Source organism: Halomonas sp. DP8Y7-3 (assembly GCF_019801675.1).
In the GTDB taxonomy this organism is placed as follows: domain Bacteria; phylum Pseudomonadota; class Gammaproteobacteria; order Pseudomonadales; family Halomonadaceae; genus Halomonas; species Halomonas litopenaei_A.
In genome coordinates this window covers 171,423-194,035 of sequence record NZ_JAHVIO010000011.1, presented here as the reverse complement: position 1 = coordinate 194,035, position 22,613 = coordinate 171,423, and the positions used below count along the sequence as shown (strand labels likewise).

The following is a 22,613-nucleotide window of genomic DNA, read 5'->3' as shown; positions in this document are numbered from 1 at the left end:
CGTTCAATCTGAGCCATGATCAAACTCTTCAGTTTAAAGTCTGATAGTCCGTTAAGCGGACCAAACTTGGCTCAAGGTTCAAACGTCTCGTTTGACGAGTCGCTTGCCTTGATATTTCAATGACATTGTCACTGACTCATCGGCAAGCGCCCACATGAATTACCTGATCAATTTTTAAAGAGCGTGCTCTTGACTCTGGTGAGCTCAATGAGCGCCTCGCTGCTGCCGAGCGCTTTGCTCAGCGCCCTGCGAGGAAGGCGTATTCTACAGAACCGAAGCGTTTCGTCAAGCGCTTTCTTTTGCGTCCCGCAAGCGATGCTCGCAGACTTCAAAAGAGAGCGAAGCGTGCCTCAGTGCATCTTTCAATGCCCTGTCGGCGACTCCGATCAAGTGGCGAGCATTCTACCGATTTCTCGTTGCTCGTCAAGCAGTGATTTTTTCGAGAAGCTTCAAAAAGCCTTTCCAAATCAACTACTTTTACCACTCTTTACCGCCTGTGACGTTTGCTCGTCGCCGGCAGCGGATGCGTACTTTACGGATCTCGAGGCAGCTTGGCAATAGCCTGACGTAAAAAAAGTGCGCACCGGCACATCGTCCTTATCCACACCCCTCTCCTCATGACACCTCAGTGGATAACCGTGCGCCCAAACGGGGAGCACAAGGGCAAGCTGTAGGGCGTTCAAGTCCAGGTACCAAGCGCCGAAGGATGGGGAGAACAGCAGAGAGGGGGAAAAGCAGAGAGGGAGAGCCGAAGGCGAAGGAAGGGAGCGGGAGAAGAAGAAAAGAGCGAGAACCGCTGATCGCGAGCAGAAAGCGGCTACGCCAGCCAGGCAGCGAGCTGGCAGAAATCCGCCAGCTCGCTTAATCGACGGGAACTCAGGATTTCAGCTTGCGCATCAACGCCAATGCAGGACCGGATGCGACATAGGTTCCAAACAGCAACAACAGCATGACCGAAGGCTCGATGGAGATCACCACAAAGCCAAGCACGATGGCCAGCAGCACCACAAAGGGTACGGGGCCTTTCAAGTCCACGTCCTTGAAGCTGTAATAGCGAATATTGCTGACCATCAAGATGCCGGCAGCACCCACCACCAGCAGCATCAGCAACTTGAACCCGAGTGCAGTGGCATCGAAGCTGTGGAAGGTCCAGACGCTGGCAGCCACCAGTGCCGCCGCCGAGGGGCTGGGCAACCCGATAAACCATTTCTTGTCGACACTGCCGATCTGGACATTGAATCGCGCCAGTCTCAAGGCCGCGCAAGCGACATAAAGAAAGGCCACCACCCAACCCGTCTTGCCGATGTCCTGAAGAATCCAGGTGAAGGCGACAAGCCCGGGCGCCATGCCAAAGGAAATCATGTCCGCCAGGCTGTCATACTCCGCACCGAACTCACTTTGGGTATTGGTCAAACGCGCCACGCGCCCATCCAGCCCATCGAGCACCATGGCAATGAAGATCGCTACCGACGCTGCAGTAAAGTCACCATTGAGAGCCGCCACCACAGCAAAGAAGCCGGAAAACAGCGCTGAGGTCGTAAACAGGTTGGGCAACAGGTAGATCCCCCGCCGGCGCACCTTCTTGCCGTCCTCCACTGCCTCCTCCACAACTTCGGACTCCCGCATGAAGGCGCTTGCCAGATCTTCTTCCTGCGACTCCCGCGGGGTCGGCTCACGCTTGCCTGCGTCTTCGCTCATCTCTGTCATCCATTGGCTTCGGGTATGAAAGGCATTCTACACCACTCAACCTTCACCGCCCTGCCGACGTCAAGGCAACTCTTGTCTTACCCCAGACTCGTGATAGGACTCCCCACCTCAGGCGCGCTAACAGCGCGATGCCTGCAAACGCAAAAGGGAGAAGCCTCGGCTTCTCCCTTTTGCTATACGCCGGCAGTCTGGACGACCTGACGGTCGCCCAGACAGGGCTGCATCAGTTCTTGGTCTTGTCGACCAGCTGATTGGCGGCGATCCACGGCATCATGCCACGCAGCTTCTCGCCAACCTGCTCAATCTCGTGCTCCGCATTCAGGCGACGACGCGCCGTCATGGACGGATAGTTGGTGTTGCCTTCGTTGATGAACATCTTGGCATATTCACCCGTCTGGATACGCTTGAGCGCATTGCGCATCGCCGCGCGAGACTCGTCGTTGATGACCTCAGGGCCGGTCACGTACTCGCCATACTCCGCGTTGTTGGAGATGGAGTAGTTCATGTTGGCGATACCGCCTTCGTACATCAGATCGACGATCAGCTTCAGCTCGTGCAGACACTCGAAGTAGGCCATCTCAGGCGCGTAGCCTGCTTCCGTCAGCGTCTCGAAGCCGGCCTTGACCAGTTCTACTGCACCACCACACAGCACCGCCTGCTCACCAAAGAGGTCAGTCTCGGTCTCATCCTTGAAGGTGGTCTCGATAATCCCGCTACGACCGCCACCAATGGCTGCCGCATAGGACAGGCACAGCTCCTTGGCTTGGCCAGTCGCGTCCTGATGGATAGCGATCAGGTCCGGGATGCCGCCGCCGCGAGTGAACTCGGAGCGCACGGTGTGACCAGGTGCCTTCGGAGCAATCATCACCACGTCCAGATCCTTGCGCGGCTCGATCTGGTTGTAGTGGATGTTGAAACCATGAGCGAATGCCAGCGTCGCACCTTCCTTGAGGTTCGGCTCGATATCCTGCTCATAGATGGCCTTCTGATTCTCGTCAGGCGCCAGCACCATGACGACGTCAGCAGACTGGCATGCCTCAGCGACGGAGGCCACCTTGAGACCTGCCGCTTCGGCCTTGGCCGCCGAGGAAGACCCAGGACGCAGGGCAACGGTCACGGAAACGCCAGACTCTTTCAGGTTGTTGGCATGGGCATGGCCCTGAGAACCGTAACCCACGATGGTGACCTGCTTGCTCTGGATCAGCTGAAGGTCACAGTCCTTGTCGTAATAAACGCGCATCTGGTGCTCCTGGATTCGTTTGCCTGCTCGGCGTTAATAGGTCTTGTGGTGTTCAGCGTTGATGGCCACCCGCGCCGTCTTGTGCGGCGCTGGGCGAGTGTCGACCGGCCATGACCAGGTCGCCCATCCATGCAGCCACCTTACCCGCGCACCTGTATTGCGTAAAACGCTATATTTGCAATACTACATCCCAATATGTGAAACACAGACATTCCCTCTCTTTCTTGCTCGGTGCGATATGGACCTACGCCTGCTGAAACACTTTCTCGCCCTGGCGGACACCCTGCACTTTGGCCGCGCCAGCGAATCGTGCCATGTCAGCCCATCAACGCTTAGTCGCTCGATTCAACAGCTGGAGGACCAGCTCGGAGTGAGTCTGTTCCAACGCGACAACCGCCACGTCGTCATGACCCCTCAGGGGCATCACTTCCAGCGCTACGCCAAGGAAGCGCTGGAACAGTGGGAGCAGGTACGGCTGTCGCTCCAGTCGACGGCGATGCGCTTGAGCGGTGAAATCAGCATCTATTGCTCCGTAACGGCCAGCTACAGCTTCCTCTACAGCCTGCTGGCGGAGTTCCGTCAGCGCTATCCTGATATCGAGCTGAAGCTGCATACCGGCGATCCGGCTCGGGCCATCCAGCGAGTCCTTAACGGCGAAGAGGACATGGCGATCACCTCGCGTCCCAGGCGAATGCCGGAAGGGCTCGCCTTCAAGTCACTGACCCGCTCGGCCCTCGTGTTCATTGCTCCCCAGGAGTCGCAGCCGTGGATTCCGCAGCAGCCGATGAGCCCCAGCCAACCACAGTGGCAGGGTGTTCCCATGATTCTGTCGGAGGGTGGGCTGTCGCGGGAGCTGGCTGACACCTGGTTCAAGGCGCTGGGGGTAAATCCGACGATCTACGCTCAGGTTGCCGGGCACGAGGCCATCGTCAGCATGGTCGGACTGGGCTTCGGGATCGGAGTCGTACCCCGTATCGTGCTGGAGGCAAGCCCTCTGGCTGAACGGGTCAGGATGCTGCCGGTGAAGCCGGAACTGCCCTACTACGATGTGGGTCTATGCGTACTGGAGCGTCGCCTGAAGAGCCCGTTGATCGATGCCCTGTGGCAGGAAGTCGTGGAACGCTGACACCACCCATGAAAACGCCGCCCCGAAGGGCGGCGCAAGGCGTGTGCAGTGAGCGCGAAAGCCAAGTGCTGGCCACACGATCACGACCGCCGCTACAGGCTAAGCACCTTGTCACCACGGGCAATACCGGACACCCCGGTACGCGCCACTTCAAGGACGCCGACCGGCCCCATGGCCTGCAGAAAGGCATCGAGCTTTTCTGCATCTCCGGTGATCTGCACGGTATACAGACTCGGAGTCACATCGACAATCTGAGCCCGGAAGATATCCACCGTGCGCTTGACCTCGTCGCGGGCGGCACCCAGCGCTTTCACCTTCACCAGCATTAACTCTCGCTCGATGTGGTTGCCTTCGGTGAGATCCACCAGTTTGACCACATCAATCAACTTGTTGAGATGCTTGGTGATCTGCTCGATCACCCGGTCATCGCCAACGGTGGTCACCGTCAGACGCGACAGTGTCGGGTCGTCTGTCGGCGCCACATTGAGGGTTTCAATGTTGAAGTTGCGCTGAGAAAACAGTCCCACGACCCGCGACAGCGCACCCGGTTCGTTTTCCATCAGAATCGAGATGATATGTCGCATCAGGTCCGCTCCGTCTTGGAAAGCAGCATGTCACGCATGGAGCCCAGGGGCACCTGCATCGGATAGACGTGCTCGTGCGGGTCCACCGCGACATCGAGGAACACCAGCTCATGGGTGTCTGCAAAGGTTCTTGCCAAGGCTTCCTCGAGATCTTCCTTCTTCTCGACCCTCAACGCCGTGAAGCCGTAGGACTGGATCAGCATCTGGAAGTCCGGCAGCGACTCCATGTAAGAGTGCGCGTGACGCGACTTGTAGTTGAGGTCCTGCCACTGCCTCACCATCCCCAGGGAACCGTTGTTCAGATTGATGATCTTGACCCCACCACCAAACTGCTTACAGGTGGAAAGCTCCTGCATCATCATCTGGAAGCTGCCTTCGCCGGTGACGCAGACGACTTCTTCCTCGGGGAAGTTCTGCTTGACGCCCATGGCCGCCGGAAACCCGAACCCCATCGTGCCCAGGCCACCAGACGTGATCAGGCGGTTGGGCTTGTCAAACTTGTAGTACTGCGCCGCAAACATCTGGTGCTGCCCAACATCGGTGGTAACGAAGGCTTCACCCCGCGTTACCCGGCAGATGGCCTCGATGACTTCCTGGGGCTTGAGCACTTCTCCCGGCTTGGAGGGCTCGTAGAGCTTGCCCTTGCGGTCCTCGCGCCAACCATCGATGGTCTTCCACCAGTCCTTGAGTGCCTCCGGATTGGCAATCTCATGACCTTGCACCAGGCTGATCATCTCGTTGATCACGCTGGCGGCCGGGCCCACGATCGGCACGTCTGCACGCACCGTCTTTGACACCGAGCTTGGGTCGATGTCGACGTGGATGATCTTCGCCGTAGGGCAAAACTTGGACGTGTTGTTGGTGACGCGATCATCGAAGCGCGCACCGATGGCGATCACCAGATCCGCATGGTGCATGGCCATGTTGGATTCGTAGCTGCCGTGCATCCCCAGCCAGCCAAGGCACTGACTGTCACTCTGGGGATAAGCACCGATGCCCATCAACGTGGTGGTGATAGGAAAGCCAAGCTGCTTGACCAGATCGGTGAGCCCTTCGCTGGCACGCCCCTGTACGACACCGCCCCCCGTATAGAAGACCGGACGGCGCGCCTTCAGCATCAACTCCACCGCCTTCTTGATCTGACCGGTGTGGCCGCGGCTCACCGGGTTGTACGAGCGAATCTTTACCTTTTTCGGGTAGACGTACTCGTAACGCTCGGTGGGCGCCGTCATATCTTTCGGGATATCGACCAGAACAGGACCAGGACGGCCCGTCGCTGCCAGGTAAAATGCCTTCTTCAGCACCTCGGGAATTTCGCTGGGGTGCTTGATCGAGAAGCTATGTTTCACGATCGGGCGGGTCACACCGACGATATCGGTTTCCTGGAAGGCATCGTCACCAATCAGGTGACTCATGACCTGACCGCAAAGCACGACCATCGGAATCGAGTCCATGTAAGCGGTCGCGATGCCGGTCACCGCGTTGGTGGCACCTGGACCAGACGTCACCAGCACGACGCCAGGATTGCCCGAGGCACGCGCATAGCCGTCGGCGGCATGGGTGGCAGCCTGTTCGTGGCGCACGAGGATGTGCTTTACCTTGTCCTGACGGAACAAGGCGTCGTAGATGTGTAGCGCGGCGCCGCCTGGATAGCCGTAGATGTATTCCACGCCCTCATCCTGGAGGAAGCGGGCGATCATGTCCGCGCCTGAAAGCAATTCCACAGATGTATCTCCCCTGGAGGTCTCGAGTGCGATTCGTACCGGTAATCGGCACGAAGTCGAGTGCAGCGATATGCTGCTGCCGGCGCACCGGCACCTGATGCCAAACCCTGGCGTCCGTCGGCCCGGTTGGGGCCTGCACTCTCATCACGGCGGGTCACCGCGTCGGGGCGTTGGCCAGGCGGGGCGGTTAACCCTCACCTGGAAGTCCTTCGGCGGGTAGAGGCACGCAGGCCTACCCTTCACGCGGCGTTGGGGGGTCTCCCATGGTGCCGCGCCCGCAGTCAGGAACCCACAAGATTCCAATAGCGCCCAGTGACTGTCAACCGCCGTTCTTGACCCGCACGCTCCCTGCACCGTGCAGGCGATCCCGTTATCGCGGTGATGGATCACCTGCATTGGCCATGCCCACGACCAATGTCTAAGCCCTGGAGCTCGAAGTATTCCTGCTTGGCTGCTGTAATCAGATGGACAGGTGACACGATTCACTTTTTCACATCCAGCCCATCGTCACCACACGAACCAAGCCTGTAACGCGCGCGTACGCTCCTGGGCAACACCTTCGCGGGCACTTGGCCGAGAGCACAAGACGCCGCATCAGTGAATCGATTCATCTTTTCATCATGCTCTCTTTGACGACAATCACAACAGCTCAACGAGGACTTGCCATGTCCAGAATCGTCCAATGGTCCATCACCGTCGCCCTTGCGGGCTTTCTCTTCGGCTTCGACACGGCGGTCATTTCCGGCGCCGACAAGCCGATTCAATCCCTGTGGGGGCTAAGCGACCTGCAGCATGGCCTGCTGATCATGTCGATGGCGCTGTGGGGCACAGTCATCGGTGCCATTTTCGGCAACTGGCCCACCGATACGCTCGGCCGGCGCGCCACCCTATTGATGATCGGCGTCTTGTATCTGGTCTCTGCGGTGGGTTCAGCCATCGTGTCCGATCCTTGGCTATTTGCCTTCTTCCGTCTGATCGGAGGGATTGGCGTGGGGATTTCTTCCGTCGCTGCGCCAACCTACATTTCGGAAATCGCCCCACCGCGCCAGCGTGGCTTTCTCGTTGCCCTTTATCAGTTCAACATCGTGTTTGGCATCCTGATGGCGTTCGTGTCGAACTATGTGATCGGCAGCGTGATCGGCGATGACGCCTGGCGCTGGATGCTCGGCATTGAGGCCGTTCCTGCGCTGATCTACACCCTGATGATCACCCGTGTGCCACGCAGTCCACGCTGGCTGATCCTGAACAAGAACGCTATCGAGGAAGCGGCAAGCGTGCTGCGCTTGATCAATCCCGCAGCAGACGTGGATGCCGACATCGCCGCCATCCGTGACGCAGAAGCGCAAGAGCAGTCTGCCAAAGCCCCCTTCTTTTCACGACGCTATCGCCTACCGCTTCTTCTGGCCTTTCTGATTGCCTTCTTCAACCAACTCTCAGGCATCAACTTCATCATCTACTATGCTCCGCGAGTGCTCGAGGCAGCCGAGCTGGGCAGCCAAGCTGCCTTGCTGTCCACCGCTGGCATCGGATTGGTCAATCTCATCTTTACCATGATCGGCATGTCGCTGATTGATCGCTTCGGGCGACGCACGCTGCTGTTTATAGGATCGGCGGGATACCTGGTCTCTCTGGTCATGATCTCACGAGCCTTCTTTGCAGAGGCGCTAGGCGGCATCGAGGTTCCCATGCTGCTGGCACTGTTTATTGCGGCCCACGCCATCAGCCAGGGTGCCGTTATCTGGGTCTTTATCTCGGAGGTGTTTCCCAACCACGTGCGCGCCCGAGGACAATCGTTTGGCGCCTCCATTCACTGGGTATTTGCGGCGCTGATTACCTTGGTCATGCCCTGGATTCTCAGCACCTTCAATGGTGGCCCGGTGTTTGCTTTCTTCGCCCTCATGATGCTGCTGCAACTGCTTTTCGTGATGTTCCTGATGCCTGAAACCAAGAACGTCAGTCTGGAAGAGCTGCAACGACATCTGGTAGGCGACAACGTCAGGCTGCGTCGCGTCCGCCTTTCCGGGGCACGTGTCCTGCGCTGAACGATGGGCCAGCGAGAGACCTGGCACCGCTATCAACATTGCCCGGCCCTGCTATCACAATAGCCCGGCCCAGCTGTCACAATAGCCCGCCCCTGCTATCAAAAAGCCCGCCGGGTGGGGAACCGGGCGGGCAAGGGGGTCACAGGACGCAACCTGAACTTCAGTATAGCGAGAGGCATGAAATCTGCCTGATAACGCTTACCGATACTTCATAACAGCAAAGACTGTAAGTGAACTCATCCCCTTCATGAGGAAGGGGATGACACCCAAGGGCTTAAACAGACGGACGACCGGGCACACGTCAGTGGGCAAAACGAAGCTGACCGTCATCCGCCACCACGCGAATCACCTCTCCGGGGGTGAACTTGCCCGCCAGCAAGTCCTGGGCCAGCGGATTCTCGATACGGCTTTGCACCGCTCGCTTCAAGGGACGCGCGCCATAGACGGGGTCGAAGCCGACCACCGCCAACAAAGCCAGCGCTTCGTCGCTGACCTCCAACCCCAGTTCGTGTTCAGCCAGGCGCGAACGCAAGCGCTCAAGCTGGATGCCGGCGATCTCTTGAATCTGCTCTTGCCCAAGCGCGTGGAAGACCACCACCTCGTCGATTCGGTTGATCAACTCTGGGCGGAAGTGGGTGCCCACTACCTCCATCACTGCCTGGCGCATGCTGTCATAGTCCGCGTCATCCCCACCAAAATGCTGAATGATGTCGGAACCCAGATTCGACGTCATGACGATGACCGTGTTACGGAAATCCACGGTGCGCCCCTGTCCGTCGGTCAGGCGCCCATCCTCCAGCACCTGCAGCAGAATGTTGAAGACGTCCGGGTGGGCTTTTTCCACCTCATCCAGCAACAACACCGAATACGGCTTGCGACGCACCGCCTCGGTCAGGTAACCACCTTCTTCATAGCCGACGTATCCGGGAGGAGCGCCGATCAAGCGTGCAACGGAATGCTTCTCCATGAATTCAGACATGTCGATGCGAACCATGGCTTCCTCGGTATCGAACAGGAAGTTGGCCAACGACTTGCACAGTTCGGTCTTGCCCACGCCGGTGGGGCCGAGGAACAGGAAAGAGCCATTGGGACGCTGAGGATCTGCCAATCCTGCGCGTGAACGGCGCACCGCATTGGACACCGCTGTGACCGCCTCTTCCTGGCCGATGACGCGCTCGTGCAGCGCCTCTTCCATGCGCAATAACTTGTCGCGCTCGCCCTCCAGCATCTTGGCCACCGGAATGCCGGTCCACCGGGATACGACCTCGGCAATTTCCTCCTCGGTGACGTTGGAGCGCAGCAGGGTGTGATGGCGCGTATCGGCTTCCGCGTCTCCGCTCTCGGCAATCTTCTTCTCAAGCTCCGGAATCACCCCGTACTGAAGCTCCGACATGCGCCCGAGGTCACCCTGGCGTCGTGCCTGCTCCAGATCTACCCGCGCGCGATCAAGCTCATCCTTGAATTGGGCAGCTCCCTGAATGCTGGCTTTCTCGGCCTTCCAGATCTCGTCGAGATCAGCGTATTCACGCTCCAGCTCCTCGATCTGCTCGACGAGGGTTTCCAGTCGCTTGCGCGAGGCTTCATCAGTTTCCTTCTTGAGGTGCTCCCGCTCCATCTTGAGCTGAATCAGGCGACGATCCAGACGGTCCATCTCCTCAGGCTTGGAATCCAGCTCCATGCGAATACGTGACGAGGCCTCGTCGATCAGGTCGATGGCCTTGTCCGGCAACTGCCGATCGGTAATGTAGCGGGTCGACAGCTTGGCGGCAGCGATGATCGCCCCGTCCGTGATATCCACACCGTGATGAACTTCGTAGCGCTCCTTGAGCCCGCGCAGAATCGCGACGGTATCCTCTTCGCTCGGCTCATCCACCAGCACCTTCTGGAAGCGACGTTCGAGCGCGGCATCTTTCTCGATGTACTGACGATACTCGTCAAGGGTGGTGGCACCGACACAGTGCAACTCACCGCGAGCCAGCGCCGGCTTTAGCATATTGCCGGCGTCCATCGCCCCCTCGGCCTTGCCTGCGCCCACCATGGTGTGCAGTTCGTCAATAAACAGGATGACCCGGCCCTCTTCCTGAGCCAGCTCATTCAACACCGACTTCAGGCGCTCCTCGAACTCACCACGAAACTTGGCGCCAGCCAACAGGGCTCCCATATCCAGCGACAGCACGCGCTTGTCCTTCAGCCCTTCTGGCACTTCACCATTGATGATGCGACTCGCCAGGCCCTCGACGATAGCCGTCTTGCCGACCCCTGGCTCGCCGATCAATACCGGGTTGTTCTTGGTGCGCCGCTGCAGTACTTGAATGGTGCGACGAATTTCATCATCGCGACCAATGACCGGATCCAGCTTGCCATCCGCAGCCCGCTGGGTCAGATCCAGGGTGTACTTCTCCAGCGCCTCCCGACTGTCCTCGGCGTTGGCATCATCCACCTTCTGGCCACCCCGAACGCTATCAATCGCCGTCTGCAGAGACGCCAGGGTGACCCCTGCCTGGGTAAGGACCTTTGACACCGCGTGCTTCATGGCCAGCGCGGCCAGTAGCACCAACTCGCTGGCGATATACTGATCGCCGCGTTTCTGGGCCTCTGCATCGGTCAAGTTGAACAGCTTTATCAAATCGCGAGAGGGCTGCACCTCGCCATCAAAGTGGGCAACCTTTGGCATATCGTCGAGCAGACCTGCGAGTCCATCTCGCATCCTTGCGGCATCGCCGCCGGCCTTCTGTACCAGCGCCTTGATGCCGGTATCGCGATTGTCGAGCAGTGCCAGCAGCAGGTGTGCGGGCTCCATCTGATTGTGTCCACGGCCCACGGCCAACGACTGGGCATCGGCAATGGCTTGCTGAAGCTTTGCAGTAAACTTGTCGAAACGCATCGATATCTCCTTGGGGATGGCGATGCGATCGGACGCACCGCGTGACCCTGTCAATGTGACTTGACAGAGATATGGCGGTGCTTTAGCAAGGTTTCAAGTCGGGTTGGCGCTGCTGCAGCGGGCGTGCTGCAACGCCAGGGGCTTAGACTCCAGGCGCAGGCTGGCAGGTGACATATCGACACTAGGTCCTGTCGCAGAGCTGCGAATCACGGTCTCGCTGACGACTCGACACCCCCTGCCCCAGCCCTTCGGCAATCCGCCCAAGCTGCATGACGACCTTGGCCCCCACATCCTCGTCTCCCCCCGCCTGCTGACGCCGACGGTACTCTGCACACACCGAGGCCCAGCGCGCTGCATCGTCGGGGTCCAGCGTGCCCCTCAAGGCACGCAGCTTGAGCAGGTTTTCTTCCGCACCGCTGGTCAGCAGTTGCGCCTCACCCAGGTAGTGATCGTCGATCAGTGCATCGATATCGCCGTCGGTCATCGCAGGGGACAGCTTCTCCACCAACTTGGCCATGTTGCGATAGCTGCCTTGAAGCAGAAATGGGGGCTCTTCCCGGTAACTGTCGGCTTGGGCACTGGACGCGATATAAGCGCCATTGACCTTGAGAATGACGTCGCGTATCCGCTGCATTCTGGTCAGCAGGGCGACAATCTCATCTCTTTCTGCCCCACTGTAGTCATGTTCCAGCTCACTGACCGGCACCTCCCTGCCAGCGGCCATGTCGATGAACCGATAAACGTCCTCCATACCCCGGGTCAACAGAGGGGCCAGCACCGGGTGAGCGCTCAAGCTATTCTCGATGTACGACTGGGCAAAGATGGTCGCTGTGCCGGAGAGAATATCGCCGAGATTGTAGATATCAGCACGGTTGGCAAGCATGTCAGGCACACGAAACGCCTTGCCCTCCTCGGTATAGGGATTGCCGGCCATCACAATGCAGAAGCGTTTTCCCCGCAACTGATAGGTACGCGTGGTGCCGCGCCAGACACCATCGATGGTGCGGGTGGCGTCGCTCAGCGAGATGAACTTCTGCAGGAACTCTGGATCCGTGTGCTGGATGTCATCAAGATAGAGCATGACGTTGTTGCCCATTTCCAGCGCCAGGTTGACCTTCTCCAGTTCGGCTCGTGCCGTGGCATGAGGCGCCTTCTGTGGATCGAGTGATGTAACCTCTCGCCCCAGACTCGGGCAGTTGATCTTCATGAAGATAAGGCCCAGACGATGGGCGACATACTCCATCAGCGTGGTCTTGCCATAGCCGGGGGGTGAAATCAGCATCAACAGCCCCATCAGGTCGCTGCGTCGCTTCGCTCCCACGGTACCCAGTTGTTTGGCCATGTTGTCGCCAATCAACGGCAGATAGCTCTCGCTGATCAATCGGTTGCGTACAAAGGACGTCAGCGGGCGAGGCCTGAAGGCAGTGACATCAAGACGCCTGCCTTGTTCTTCCAGCACGCTCTTGCGCAGGTCATGCAGCTGCTCCCACGCAGGCTCCACCCGTGCCAGATGGTGTTCGAGACGATGCTCGAAGTCATCAAGGCGAAGCATCAACCTGCGTGATTCGATCAGGCCATGATCGCCGAGAAGTCCCTCGACGGGAACGCTCAACTCAGCCTCCCGCGGCGTCCAGGACAGCTGGTCGCCGGCGTCGATCATCGCCACTACCTCGTCCAGATAGTAGCGCTCCAACTCATCGATACCCGCCGCATTACTCCAGGCACTCAGCCATCGTCGGGTCGCCATCCAGCGGTCTGCCGCACGCCTGGCCAGGGCCTGTCGCATGGCCTCGAAGGCAGCTCTCTGCTGGCCACGATCTAGCGCCTCGCGAAAGGCGTTGGCCAACCGGTCCGCATGCTGAGACACCTCGATGCCCTGCTGATCGGCTGCCAGCCATTCGACCAGATACGTCGCGGCTTCATGACAGCGCTCCTCCGCCCCCAGCGCCACCACCAACTCATAGGTGGAAAGCAGCGGTGCGAGTTCTGCCACCAGGTCGCGTTTCAGCTCGTCGCTTCCGTATTCCCGCAGTATCTGTCCTGCGCCCACACAGTGGGCAATCAACTCCTGGGCCTCGGCGGTCGGCAACCCCAACCAGTAGTGAAGACCCACAGCGCGTGCCAAGGGCGAGAAGCGCAACAGCCCCGCCTGACGCCTGGCCGGCTCGAGCACCGCGATAATGCGAGCCGCATCATGGTCATGCACCCCTTGCTCGTATCCTTCACGGAAGCGGGGAGCCGCAAACTGCCGAACGGACGCCTCGAGGGCATCCATGTCCGCCGTGTCCACGACAGCATCGACATGCTGCAGGTAACGATACGCCAGATATTCGCCACGATAGACCTGTGGCGACTCGGAGGGCAGGTGCTGCGTCCATAGCGGTGACAGGGCCTGGAGCTCAGCACAGGTCAGCGTCTCGTAAAACTGGGTACCGGTGATATGGAGAGTGAGCTGGTCGTCTCTGGGTACCAGCGTCAGCGAGACCTCCTGGCGATTGACGGAGAAGCGATGACGCGACCCCAGCCGGATAACCTGCCCCCCGTCTTCAAATAGGTCGGCACGATCCCTGACGCTGCGCAACGCCGCATCACGGACAGCCACCAGCCGCGCCTCCAGATCATCCGCCTCCATGGTGGCCCCCAGCTCACGCAGGCTCGCGACCGAGTCGGTGACCTTCTCGATCATCGGGTCGGCGGCGAGAAAGGCCTGCAGAGCCGCCTCTTCCTCGAAGCGCTCCACCCGACGAGGCACACCGTCGAGGATCCGCTCAGCCGCCTGAGACATCGCCATCACCCGCCCACGGCGCTGCTGAGCCAGCTGTTCACGCTTGGTCTCGATGGCCTCCTGGCAATGCTCTCGCTGCTGAACAATCGAGGTGAGAAACGTCGCCTGCTCGCCAAATTCGGCCTCCAGTTCCTGCAGCAGGTCCAACATGCGGGTCAACAGCTCAGTGGCGTCATCCGGCGCGGAAATGGCCGCGATACCCGATGCCAGGCTCTGTTCGAACAGTCGCAAGCGCGCTCCAAAGCGAGCCTTCTGTTCGACAACCGTGAGCTCCTCGAGGCGTCGTTCCGCTGACGTGCGCTCGCGATTGAGCGAGGCAAACACGGTCGCCAGCATCTGATTGACGTTGACCTCAAGCTCTGGATTCTTGCCCCCCAGGGTAGCCAGCATGGTCTGAACCAGGTCCAACCCTTCGGCGATCTCGCGATAGTCCGCCACGCAATCCGCCAGCGCCTGACGAGCCGTGGCCTGCTGACTTCTGTCCACCAGCGCCGCAAGGCTATCGCGGTAGCCCTGCAAGGCGTCTGGGGTGGCGAGAAAGGCAAGGGTCCTGTCGATCAGGCGCTGCTCGATCTCCGCTACGGTCTGGTCCATGCTGTCGACCGCTTCAACATCCACATAACGACGCTGCGCCAGGGTACGCACGTCACCGCGAAACTGCCGAACGGCCTTCAGCTGTCGCAGAAATGGCTCTGGATGGTGCCAGCTATCCGGTGTGATACCTCGCTTCAGCGTGCTCAGCTGTGCCGACGCTCGGGTGACCGCCTCGGCGGATTGGCGACGGATCTCTTCGACTTTTTCAAACTCGTCGCCGATCGTCTCTGCCGTTTCCCGAATACGCTGAATCTGTTCAGGCAGGTGCTGGACATCCGTCTCGCCGTCTTCTCCCGGCAGGGGTATTTCATCGATCCAGTAGTACTGCTCGAGCAAGCGATCGCAGCCCTTGATCAGCTGCGCCAGGTACGCATCGTAGGGTTGCAGTCCTCGCACCAGCCCTGCCAGGTCGTTGAGCTCGGCCAGTCCCCGAACCAGCTCCGCGTTACCGATACGGCCTAGCTGGCTGTCATTGTCAGCGGCGTGGCGAGCATGCTGGATATCAGACAGAAAGGGGGTAATCCATATCTGCAAGGGGTGCACCAACGAGGGTTCACGCTCCGCATTGAACAGCACCAGATGGCCGTTATCGAACAGCGCTGCACCGTGTCCCAGCAATGGCGCATCGGCCTGCTTGGTGACCAGGTTGTAGCGATAGAACACCACCCTCCCGCTGCTGCCGGCATAGAAGTGGTACAGCACATCTTCGCCGTTGGGCGAGCGAACGGATCGCAACAGACGCATGGGCTCGGCCGGTACGTCAAAGGTCTTGAGCTGACCATTGCTGAGCAGATACCCAGACGCAAACATCAGCCCGTGGTTGTCTGGCAGCAGCACAATGCCGCTATCCATCGCATCACAGCGCTGAATACCTCGCGTCGGCCGGTGGAAGGCGTAGTAGCGCATCACCTTTTCGGCGAAAGGGCGAATCCTGACGAGCAGCAGCTCGCCCAGGTCGGCGTACTCGACACTGGCGTCATCCAACGACTGCGAGTCAGACTCCACCCTGTCGGTATAGATCCCCTCGCCGCTGTCGGTATTGTTCTCGACCTTGAAGGTCACCGAGCCGCCGAGGTTATCGACGAACAGCGTATCGGCAATATTGATGTGCGGAGAACGCCCCTGGACATGGTCGTCTCTGCTGACTCGCCGCCAGGCAAAGTCAAAGCGGTCAGGCAGACTCAGGTCACGGTCGCCGCGGTTGTCGATGTAGCGACTGACGTTGCCAAGGGCGTCCAGCTCCCAACGGAAGACTCGACGATCCTCGAGCTTCTCGCCAATCTGGAAGTCCATCAGCAGCATGCCCTTGAGGATCACCAACTGGGACAGCGTGGCATGACTGTAGTACTGCTGGAGTTCCTGGAAATCGGTATTGAAGCGCTCGTCGGTCAGAAAGCTCTCCGACACCCCCAACTCAGCAACACTAAACGCATCCTCCTGGTCATCGACCCGATAGAGACGAAACACATCCTCCACGCGCAGCGCCCGCTTGAGGCCTAGCTGAACGTGAAAGCCAAACAGCATTTGGTCGCCAATACGGACGGCATCACGGGCAATCGACTTCAACTCGGTGCGCACTCGACCTCGCCCCAGCAACACCATCGAGGTAGCGCCAAAGGTCTGTTCACGCAGGGTGTTGAGGGAAGCGGTCAGTCGTTCGAGTTGCAGCCCTTGTGTGGCCAGGCGGCGAGCAAGCAGTGCATAGGAAGAACCATCTTCGTGAAGCTTGGCGTGTTGGGGATCGGAGTCAGCCATGGTGCCGGAATGCCTATTGCAGAAGTGGAAACAGCATCGTTGCGATAGCCCGGACACGGCCGAGCTATCGCTGGATGTGTGAGCGTCTTACTGCTGATGATCCTTGGCAGAAGCACGGCTCATTGCATTGCCGGCCAGACCAGCCATGAGGGTTTGCAGCGCGGGCGCCTTGTCCATGACGCCCTGCACCCCCTTGCCGATCCCCAACCCCTTGGAGAAGGTATCGAAGATGCCACCGTCACCGCCGATCAGCTCAAACTTGGCGCCTTTCAGTGCTTCCGCCATCACTCGTCCATTTTCCTGCACCGCTACACGCTGCATATCGATGCTGGCCAGCGTCTCCTTCTCAAGCAGCTCAAGGTTCATGCGGAACTGCTCGAACTCACGAGCATCGGCGGACATGGCGTCGTACGCCTTCAACTTCTCGACCAGACCATTGGCTTCGGCCCGGGCCAGGGCTTCTCGAGCAGACGCCTTCGCCAGCCCCATTTTTTCCTCACCAGAGGCTTCTGCCTCGAGGCGCTGTTCAAGCACTCGAACATCCGCAAGACCCGCATCTTCGTCGGCCTTGGCCTTGACCGAAATGACCTCTGCCTCAACCAAGCCCTCCGCACGCAGGGCCTTGGCGCGAGTTTCCTGTACCTGCGCCTGCGCCAATCCCTCGGCAGCCGCCAATGCCTGCTGGCCGCGAGCCTGCTTTTCATCTGCGACCGCACGCTTCTCCGCCGCCTCTGCCTCGGCCTGGGCGCGCACCAGCACTTCGTCGGCCTCCAGCTTGGCACGCTCAAAGGCAGCCTCGGCCAGGCGCAGCTCCTTGATCTTGGTCTCTTCTGCCTCAGCCTCGGCGGCCACCACGCTGGTGACCTTGCGGCGATCGGCCTCGGCACGGTTTCGCACATCCCGAATATGCTCTTCTTCCTCTGCCACGTTGCGCTCCACCGAGATGCGCTCGCTGGTGATCACCGCGATCTCCTTGCGCTCGACTTCCAGGGTCTTCTCCATGCCGATACGCTCGACCTCGACGCTGCGCTGACGGTTGACGTCCTCGAGTTCACGCGCCTGCTGGATACGCACTTCCTCGATCTGTACCGCGCGCTCCCGCGCCTTTTCGGCCATCTCGACCTGACGGCGCATGTTCTCGCTGGCGACGGCGAGCTCTTCGTCGGTCTTGATACGCGCCGCTTCAGCCTTGGCCCGCTCCTGCTCCTTCACCTGCTCTGTCTCGGCTTCCTCACGGGCTCGAATCGTCTCGATTTCCCGAGTCTGGCGGGCCTCGGCGTCAGCCTGAGACTTGTCCAGCTCAAGCGAGGCCTCACGGGCCGCGACGTTCTTGCGCTTGATTTCCAGCTCCTGGTCGCGCTCAAGCCGGTTGGTATCCACGTTGTGGGCCGCCGTGATTTCGGTAATGCGGCGAATGCCTTCAGAGTCGAGGATGTTATTGGGATCCAGGGCGGACTTGGGCGTCTGCTCCAGATAATCGATGGCGACATCTTCCAGCACATAGCCGTTGAGATCTTCACCGATGGTCTGGATGATCATGTCGCGAAAACGCTGCCGCTCCTCGAACAGCTGCATGAACTCGAGTTTCTTGCCGACGGTCTTGAGTGCCTCACTGAACTTGGCATTGAACAGTTCATTCACCGCGTTTCTATCGGAAGCACGGTCGACGCCAACGGACTTGGCGACCCTCAGGACATCCTGCGCGGTCTCGTTGACACGCAGATAGAACGCGACCGAGATATCTGCTCGCAGGTTATCCTTGCAGATCAGTCCTTCTTTCCCTTGGCGATTCAATTCCAGGGTAATCACCGAGATCTTCATCGTTTCATCACGATGAATAACGGGCAGTACCATGGCCCCGGTAAAGTAGACCTTGGGGGTCTTGGACATATCATTGACGATCAACGCCTGCCCTTGATCAATCTTCTTGTAGAAAGCCTTGATCAACAACATGATTGATACAATGACCAGCACGATGACGCCTACCACTACCAAGGCGGGCATCACCCACGAAAAGTCCATTTCAAACGGCATAATATCTTCCATTGATTGCACCCCATTCCCTGTCGTATATCGTTATGTTTCGGCGCCTACGTTGCATATCTACGTTGGCTTGCGAAGCACTATTGAGACCCTCGCGAAGCATGATCTACATCGATCCACCAAGACCTACCCCGGCGTGACATCTTCCACCCAGTAATAAAGCCCCCGTTCTTCCCGAACCAGCAGTACTCTCATCCCATGCTTGAGTGGCGCTACGGCCCTGACATTCACGGTCAAATCGACACCTTCCCGACTGACCCTGGCCCGCCCTCGACAGCTATCCCTGGCCAGTCCTGTCACCACAGCGCTCAAGCCTTCCATGCAGTGTTCTTGATGGTGCTGATACAAGGTCGCAAATACGGGGCGCAGCCATCGCGCCAGCATGACGGCAAGCAGATAACCGGCCACGACGGAAATGACCAGGATTCCCAGCGAGATCATCATCCACCCGCCTGAGGACCACTGATAGGAGATAGCTGACAGCTGAAGCACGTAGCTACTAAGCCAGGAAAACAGGGACAGCAGTGTCACCGTCATGGGCAACGGGACACCATGCAGACCTAACGTCGCCAACAGGCCGGAAAGATCAAACGCCCCTTCCGCATCGATGTCGACCAGGTCCGTCATGTCGCCATCCATAAAACCCAATAGAGTAATCAGCCAATACAGCACTGACACCATCAGAAGTATCGTGAACAGCAATGTAGGGAAATTAAATGCAACAATAAAAAAACGAGACACTCCGGACATTACGGATACCCAGCTGCGGTGTACGTCGATCCCACTTTCACAAGAAGATGACGCTAACACCTCCCTCTTAGGGACGGCATAGCCATAGTCCTACAAGCTTCTCGATTTCAAAAATTCATAAAAAAGGCACGGAGATACAGCCGTTCCCGAGTGACACATCACGGGAACAACCTAAACAAATAAACTCTGAAACATCAGGCAGCCTGTCGTTGCCTTCTCTCGTTACTGGGCAACGCCCGTGCCGGGCCTTCCACGCACGCACCTTGGCGTCGAGATAACCGGGCCACATAGCGCCTGTACCAGGCCATGAACAAGAGAAGCAGCGGAGAGCACACGAAAAGAAGGGAAAGACGTACAACAGGCAGAGCAGCGCACAGCGGCCAACAGCACTATCTGGGTCACACCTTGGCAGGCAGCGTCGCCTTCATCGGGCCGCAGCGCATCGTCCACAGGACTACAGAGCCACAGGGAGATCCTACGCCACCGCCCGTCGCCGATGGCGTAGGACAAGACCATAGCGCTGTGGCTATCGCAGCCAGATGACGCTGGCCATGCGCCCCGTCACGCCGTCATCGCGGCGGTGAGAGTAGAAACGGGATTCACAGGCAGTGCAGAAGTGCCCTCCACTGACGTGAGCGACACCCAGGCGCTCCAGTCGCAACCTCGCCAGTCGGTAAAGATCTGCCATGTAGTGACCCAGTCGATACGGGCTGGGCTCAAACGCACTGGAGGCTTCGGGATGCACACCACAGAACGCCTCCCGTACTTCAGGACCCACCTCGAACTGGGCGTTCGAGATGGCGGGTCCCAGCCATGCCAGCAGTTCGCCGGCGGGGCTCCCCAGCGAGGCGACAGTAGCTTCCAGCACGCCGCCTGCCAGGCTGCGCCAGCCGGCGTGGGCGACCGCGACGCGCTCGCCACTCCGGTCGCAGAAAAAGACCGGCAGGCAGTCGGCCGTCATTACCACACAGGCATAGTCCCGAGTCGTCGCCACCGCCGCATCGGCCTTGGGCGTCTCATCGCACCAACCGTGCTGAACACTGGCGCCATGAACCTGGTCCAGCCACAGCAGGGGCCGCTCATCGCCAATTTCCTTGCCCAGCTGGCGTCGGCAGAGACTGACGTGCTCCGGCTTGTCGCCTACATGACTGGCGGTGTTGAAAGCGGCATAGGGGCCCTGGCTGGGCCCGCTCTCGCGAGTAGTGACAAAGGCGCCCACATTCGCCGGTGCCGGCCAGTCTGGCAGGATAACGCTGGGGCGAAGATCAAGGGCATCCGTCATTGCATGGTCTCCGCATCAACGCGCAGATAATCCAGCAGCATCAGCAAGTCATCCGGCAGCGCGGCGTGGAAACTGACCTCTTCGCCATGGCGGGGATGCACAAAGGCCAAGCGGCGAGCGTGCAATGCCTGGCGAGGAAACTCACGCAGAATTTCCTTCAATGTCTGGCCCGCCCCCGGTGGCAGCTTGAGTCGACCACCGTAAACCGGATCACCGATCAGCGGAAAGCGCCGGTGGGCCATATGCACCCGAATCTGGTGGGTACGGCCGGTCTCCAGCTTGCAGCGCACATGACTGTGGGCGCGGAAGCGCTCGACGACCCGATAGTGGGTCACCGCCGGTTTGCCCGATGCGGTGACCGCCTGGCGCTTGCGATCCTTGGGATGACGTCCGATCGGGGCATCAACCGTTCCACCGGAGGTCATCTTGCCCACCACGATGGCGTCGTACTCCCGCGATACCGTGCGGGCCTGCAGCTGCGCCACCAGGTCCGCGTGGGCGGCCAGGGTCTTGGCCACCACCATCAACCCGCTGGTGTCCTTGTCGAGGCGATGCACGATACCCGCCCGGGGCAATGTCGCGGCATCAGGAAAGTGATGCAGCAGTGCGTTCAGCAGGGTGCCGTCAGGGTTCCCCGCAGCCGGATGAACCACCAGTCCCGGCGGCTTGTTGACCACCAGTACATCATCGTCCTCGTAGACCACATCCAGTGGGATGTCTTCGGCCTCAAAGCGCGTATCGTCGGCGATATGCGCCGTCAACGACAGTCTTTCGCCGCCGTGCACCTTGTCCTTTGGCCTAGCAGTCGCGCCATCCAGGGTCAAGGAGCCATCCTTGATCCAGCCCTTGAGGCGCTCCCGGGAAAAGTCGGAGAACAGCTCAGCCGCGGCCTGGTCGAGGCGAAAGCCTGCCATCTCAAGGGGAATGCGGTGGTGAACATCGAGGGTCTGGGACATAGGTGCGGACGACGTCTCTTGGCATGAAAGTCAATGGAACCAGTGGTTCGCCTGCGCCCAAAGCGTGTTCCGAAGTGCAGGAGGACTGCGTTTCAGGACAAGGTGCTTTATAGTGGGCGGATCGCGGCCGATTCTACCACGGCCGACCCGGGTTGTTTGACACGAGGACCAAGATGCGCGTTTTCACTATTTCCGCTACTCGCCTGGGCGCCCTGGTGTTGATGGGCGCGGTGCTCGGCGGCTGCGCCAGCAACGACGTCGAAGAAGAGCGCTACGACGGCGCTACCGAGCGCCAGCTCTATCAGGAGGGCCGCGAGGCGTTGGAAAATGGCAGTTTCACCACCGCCATGAACCGCCTGGAGGCGATCGATACCCGCTTCCCCTTCGGCGACTATGCCGAGCAGGCCCAGCTTGAGCTGATCTACACGTACTACGAAACGGACGATTGGGAGGGCACTCGTGCCGCCGCCAGTCGCTTCATTCGTCTGCACCCCAATCACCCCCAGGTCGACTATGCCTACTACATGCGAGGCCTGGCCGCCTGGCAGGCAGGTCGCTTCAGTCTTGAGTCGCTGAAAGTCATCGACATCTCCGAGCGTGACCTTGGGGCCACCCGAGATGCCTATACCGATTTCACTGACCTGACCAACCGCTACCCCGACAGCCAGTACGCACCCGATGCTCGTCAACGCATCATCTATTTGCGTAACCTGCTGGCCCAGCACGAGCTCCACGTGGCTGACTTCTATCTGCGCAAGAAGGCTTACATGGCGGCAGTCCAGCGCGGCCGCTGGGTCATCGAGAACTACCCCCAGGCAGAAGCGACCCGTGACGCCCTGGCGGTCATGGTCGAAGGCTACCTGGGCATGGGCATGCGCGATCGCGCCAGCGAGACCCTGCAGGTACTGCTCGAGAATGACCCCGACAACGAGCGCCTCGATGGTCGCCGCTTCGAACCCAAGTACGTGGACGAAGCACCGCTCAGCGCCTGATCACAATACAAGCGCGGATTACGATGGAAAAAGGGGCTGCTGACGCAGCCCCTTTTCTTGATGGTGACGTCTTGCGGTCACAGCGCAGCCTCTGGCCAGCGCCCTCTTCTGGCCAGAGCACCCTCTACGGAACAGCGCCGCTATCGTGA

13 protein-coding genes are annotated in these 22,613 nt (G+C 59.6%); 3 read left to right on the top strand and 10 right to left on the bottom strand.

All coding sequences use genetic code 11. The annotated features are described in order from the left end of the window. Positions 1-876 precede the first annotated feature (876 nt). Complete coding sequence (gene pssA, locus KUV86_RS14630; protein WP_206943964.1) at positions 877-1,698, bottom strand: CDP-diacylglycerol--serine O-phosphatidyltransferase; 822 nt, start codon at positions 1,696-1,698, stop codon at positions 877-879. A 232-nt stretch (positions 1,699-1,930) separates the two neighbouring features. Beyond that, a complete protein-coding gene (ilvC, locus tag KUV86_RS14625) occupies positions 1,931-2,962 on the bottom strand; it encodes a ketol-acid reductoisomerase (RefSeq protein WP_224852159.1) in 1,032 nt (343 codons plus the stop codon). Between the two features lie 223 nt (positions 2,963-3,185). On the opposite strand from ilvC, the gene ilvY reads away from it, so the two are divergent. Then, complete coding sequence (ilvY, locus tag KUV86_RS14620) at positions 3,186-4,073, top strand: HTH-type transcriptional activator IlvY (RefSeq protein WP_206943966.1); 888 nt, start codon at positions 3,186-3,188, stop codon at positions 4,071-4,073. A gap of 92 nt (positions 4,074-4,165) precedes the next feature. Here ilvY and ilvN read toward each other — a convergent pair whose 3' ends face one another. Further along, a complete protein-coding gene (ilvN, locus tag KUV86_RS14615) occupies positions 4,166-4,657 on the bottom strand; it encodes an acetolactate synthase small subunit (protein ID WP_206943968.1) in 492 nt (163 codons plus the stop codon). Further along, positions 4,657-6,381 carry an acetolactate synthase 3 large subunit gene (locus tag KUV86_RS14610; RefSeq protein WP_206943969.1) on the bottom strand — a complete coding sequence of 575 codons (1,725 nt, stop codon included), beginning with the start codon at positions 6,379-6,381 and terminating at the stop codon, positions 4,657-4,659. Before KUV86_RS14610 ends, ilvN begins: the two co-directional genes overlap by 1 nt. A gap of 569 nt (positions 6,382-6,950) precedes the next feature. Between KUV86_RS14610 and KUV86_RS14605 the strand changes: the two genes are divergently transcribed. After that, positions 6,951-8,423 (top strand): sugar porter family MFS transporter, encoded by a 1,473-nt coding sequence (locus KUV86_RS14605; RefSeq protein WP_261397652.1) that lies wholly within the window; start codon positions 6,951-6,953, stop codon positions 8,421-8,423. 301 nt (positions 8,424-8,724) lie between these two features. On the opposite strand, the gene clpB is transcribed toward KUV86_RS14605, so the two are convergent. The 6 genes from clpB to rluD all read right to left on the bottom strand — a co-directional run bounded on the left by clpB (position 8,725) and on the right by rluD (position 21,472). Then, positions 8,725-11,307 (bottom strand): ATP-dependent chaperone ClpB, encoded by a 2,583-nt coding sequence (gene clpB / locus KUV86_RS14600; protein WP_222485275.1) that lies wholly within the window; start codon positions 11,305-11,307, stop codon positions 8,725-8,727. 181 nt (positions 11,308-11,488) lie between these two features. Then, positions 11,489-16,441 carry a DNA repair ATPase gene (locus tag KUV86_RS14595; protein WP_222485273.1) on the bottom strand — a complete coding sequence of 1,651 codons (4,953 nt, stop codon included), beginning with the start codon at positions 16,439-16,441 and terminating at the stop codon, positions 11,489-11,491. Positions 16,442-16,528: 87 nt separating this feature from the next. Then, positions 16,529-18,475: a hypothetical protein gene (locus KUV86_RS14590; RefSeq protein ID WP_224908844.1), complete on the bottom strand. Its 1,947-nt coding sequence runs from the start codon at positions 18,473-18,475 to the stop codon at positions 16,529-16,531. Positions 18,476-18,610: 135 nt separating this feature from the next. Next, positions 18,611-19,111 (bottom strand): hypothetical protein, encoded by a 501-nt coding sequence (locus KUV86_RS14585; protein ID WP_206943973.1) that lies wholly within the window; start codon positions 19,109-19,111, stop codon positions 18,611-18,613. A gap of 649 nt (positions 19,112-19,760) precedes the next feature. Then, complete coding sequence (gene pgeF, locus KUV86_RS14580; RefSeq protein ID WP_206943974.1) at positions 19,761-20,516, bottom strand: peptidoglycan editing factor PgeF; 756 nt, start codon at positions 20,514-20,516, stop codon at positions 19,761-19,763. After that, the gene (gene rluD, locus KUV86_RS14575; RefSeq protein WP_222239137.1) at positions 20,513-21,472 is read right to left on the bottom strand and encodes a 23S rRNA pseudouridine(1911/1915/1917) synthase RluD; all 960 of its coding nucleotides are present in this window, start codon (positions 21,470-21,472) and stop codon (positions 20,513-20,515) included. The genes pgeF and rluD overlap by 4 nt, the downstream gene beginning before the upstream one ends. Positions 21,473-21,645: 173 nt before the next feature. Here rluD and KUV86_RS14570 point away from each other — a divergent pair, with 173 nt between their 5' ends. Continuing rightward, positions 21,646-22,464, top strand: coding sequence for an outer membrane protein assembly factor BamD (locus KUV86_RS14570; protein ID WP_206943977.1), 819 nt, complete (start codon positions 21,646-21,648; stop codon positions 22,462-22,464). Positions 22,465-22,613 lie beyond the last annotated feature (149 nt).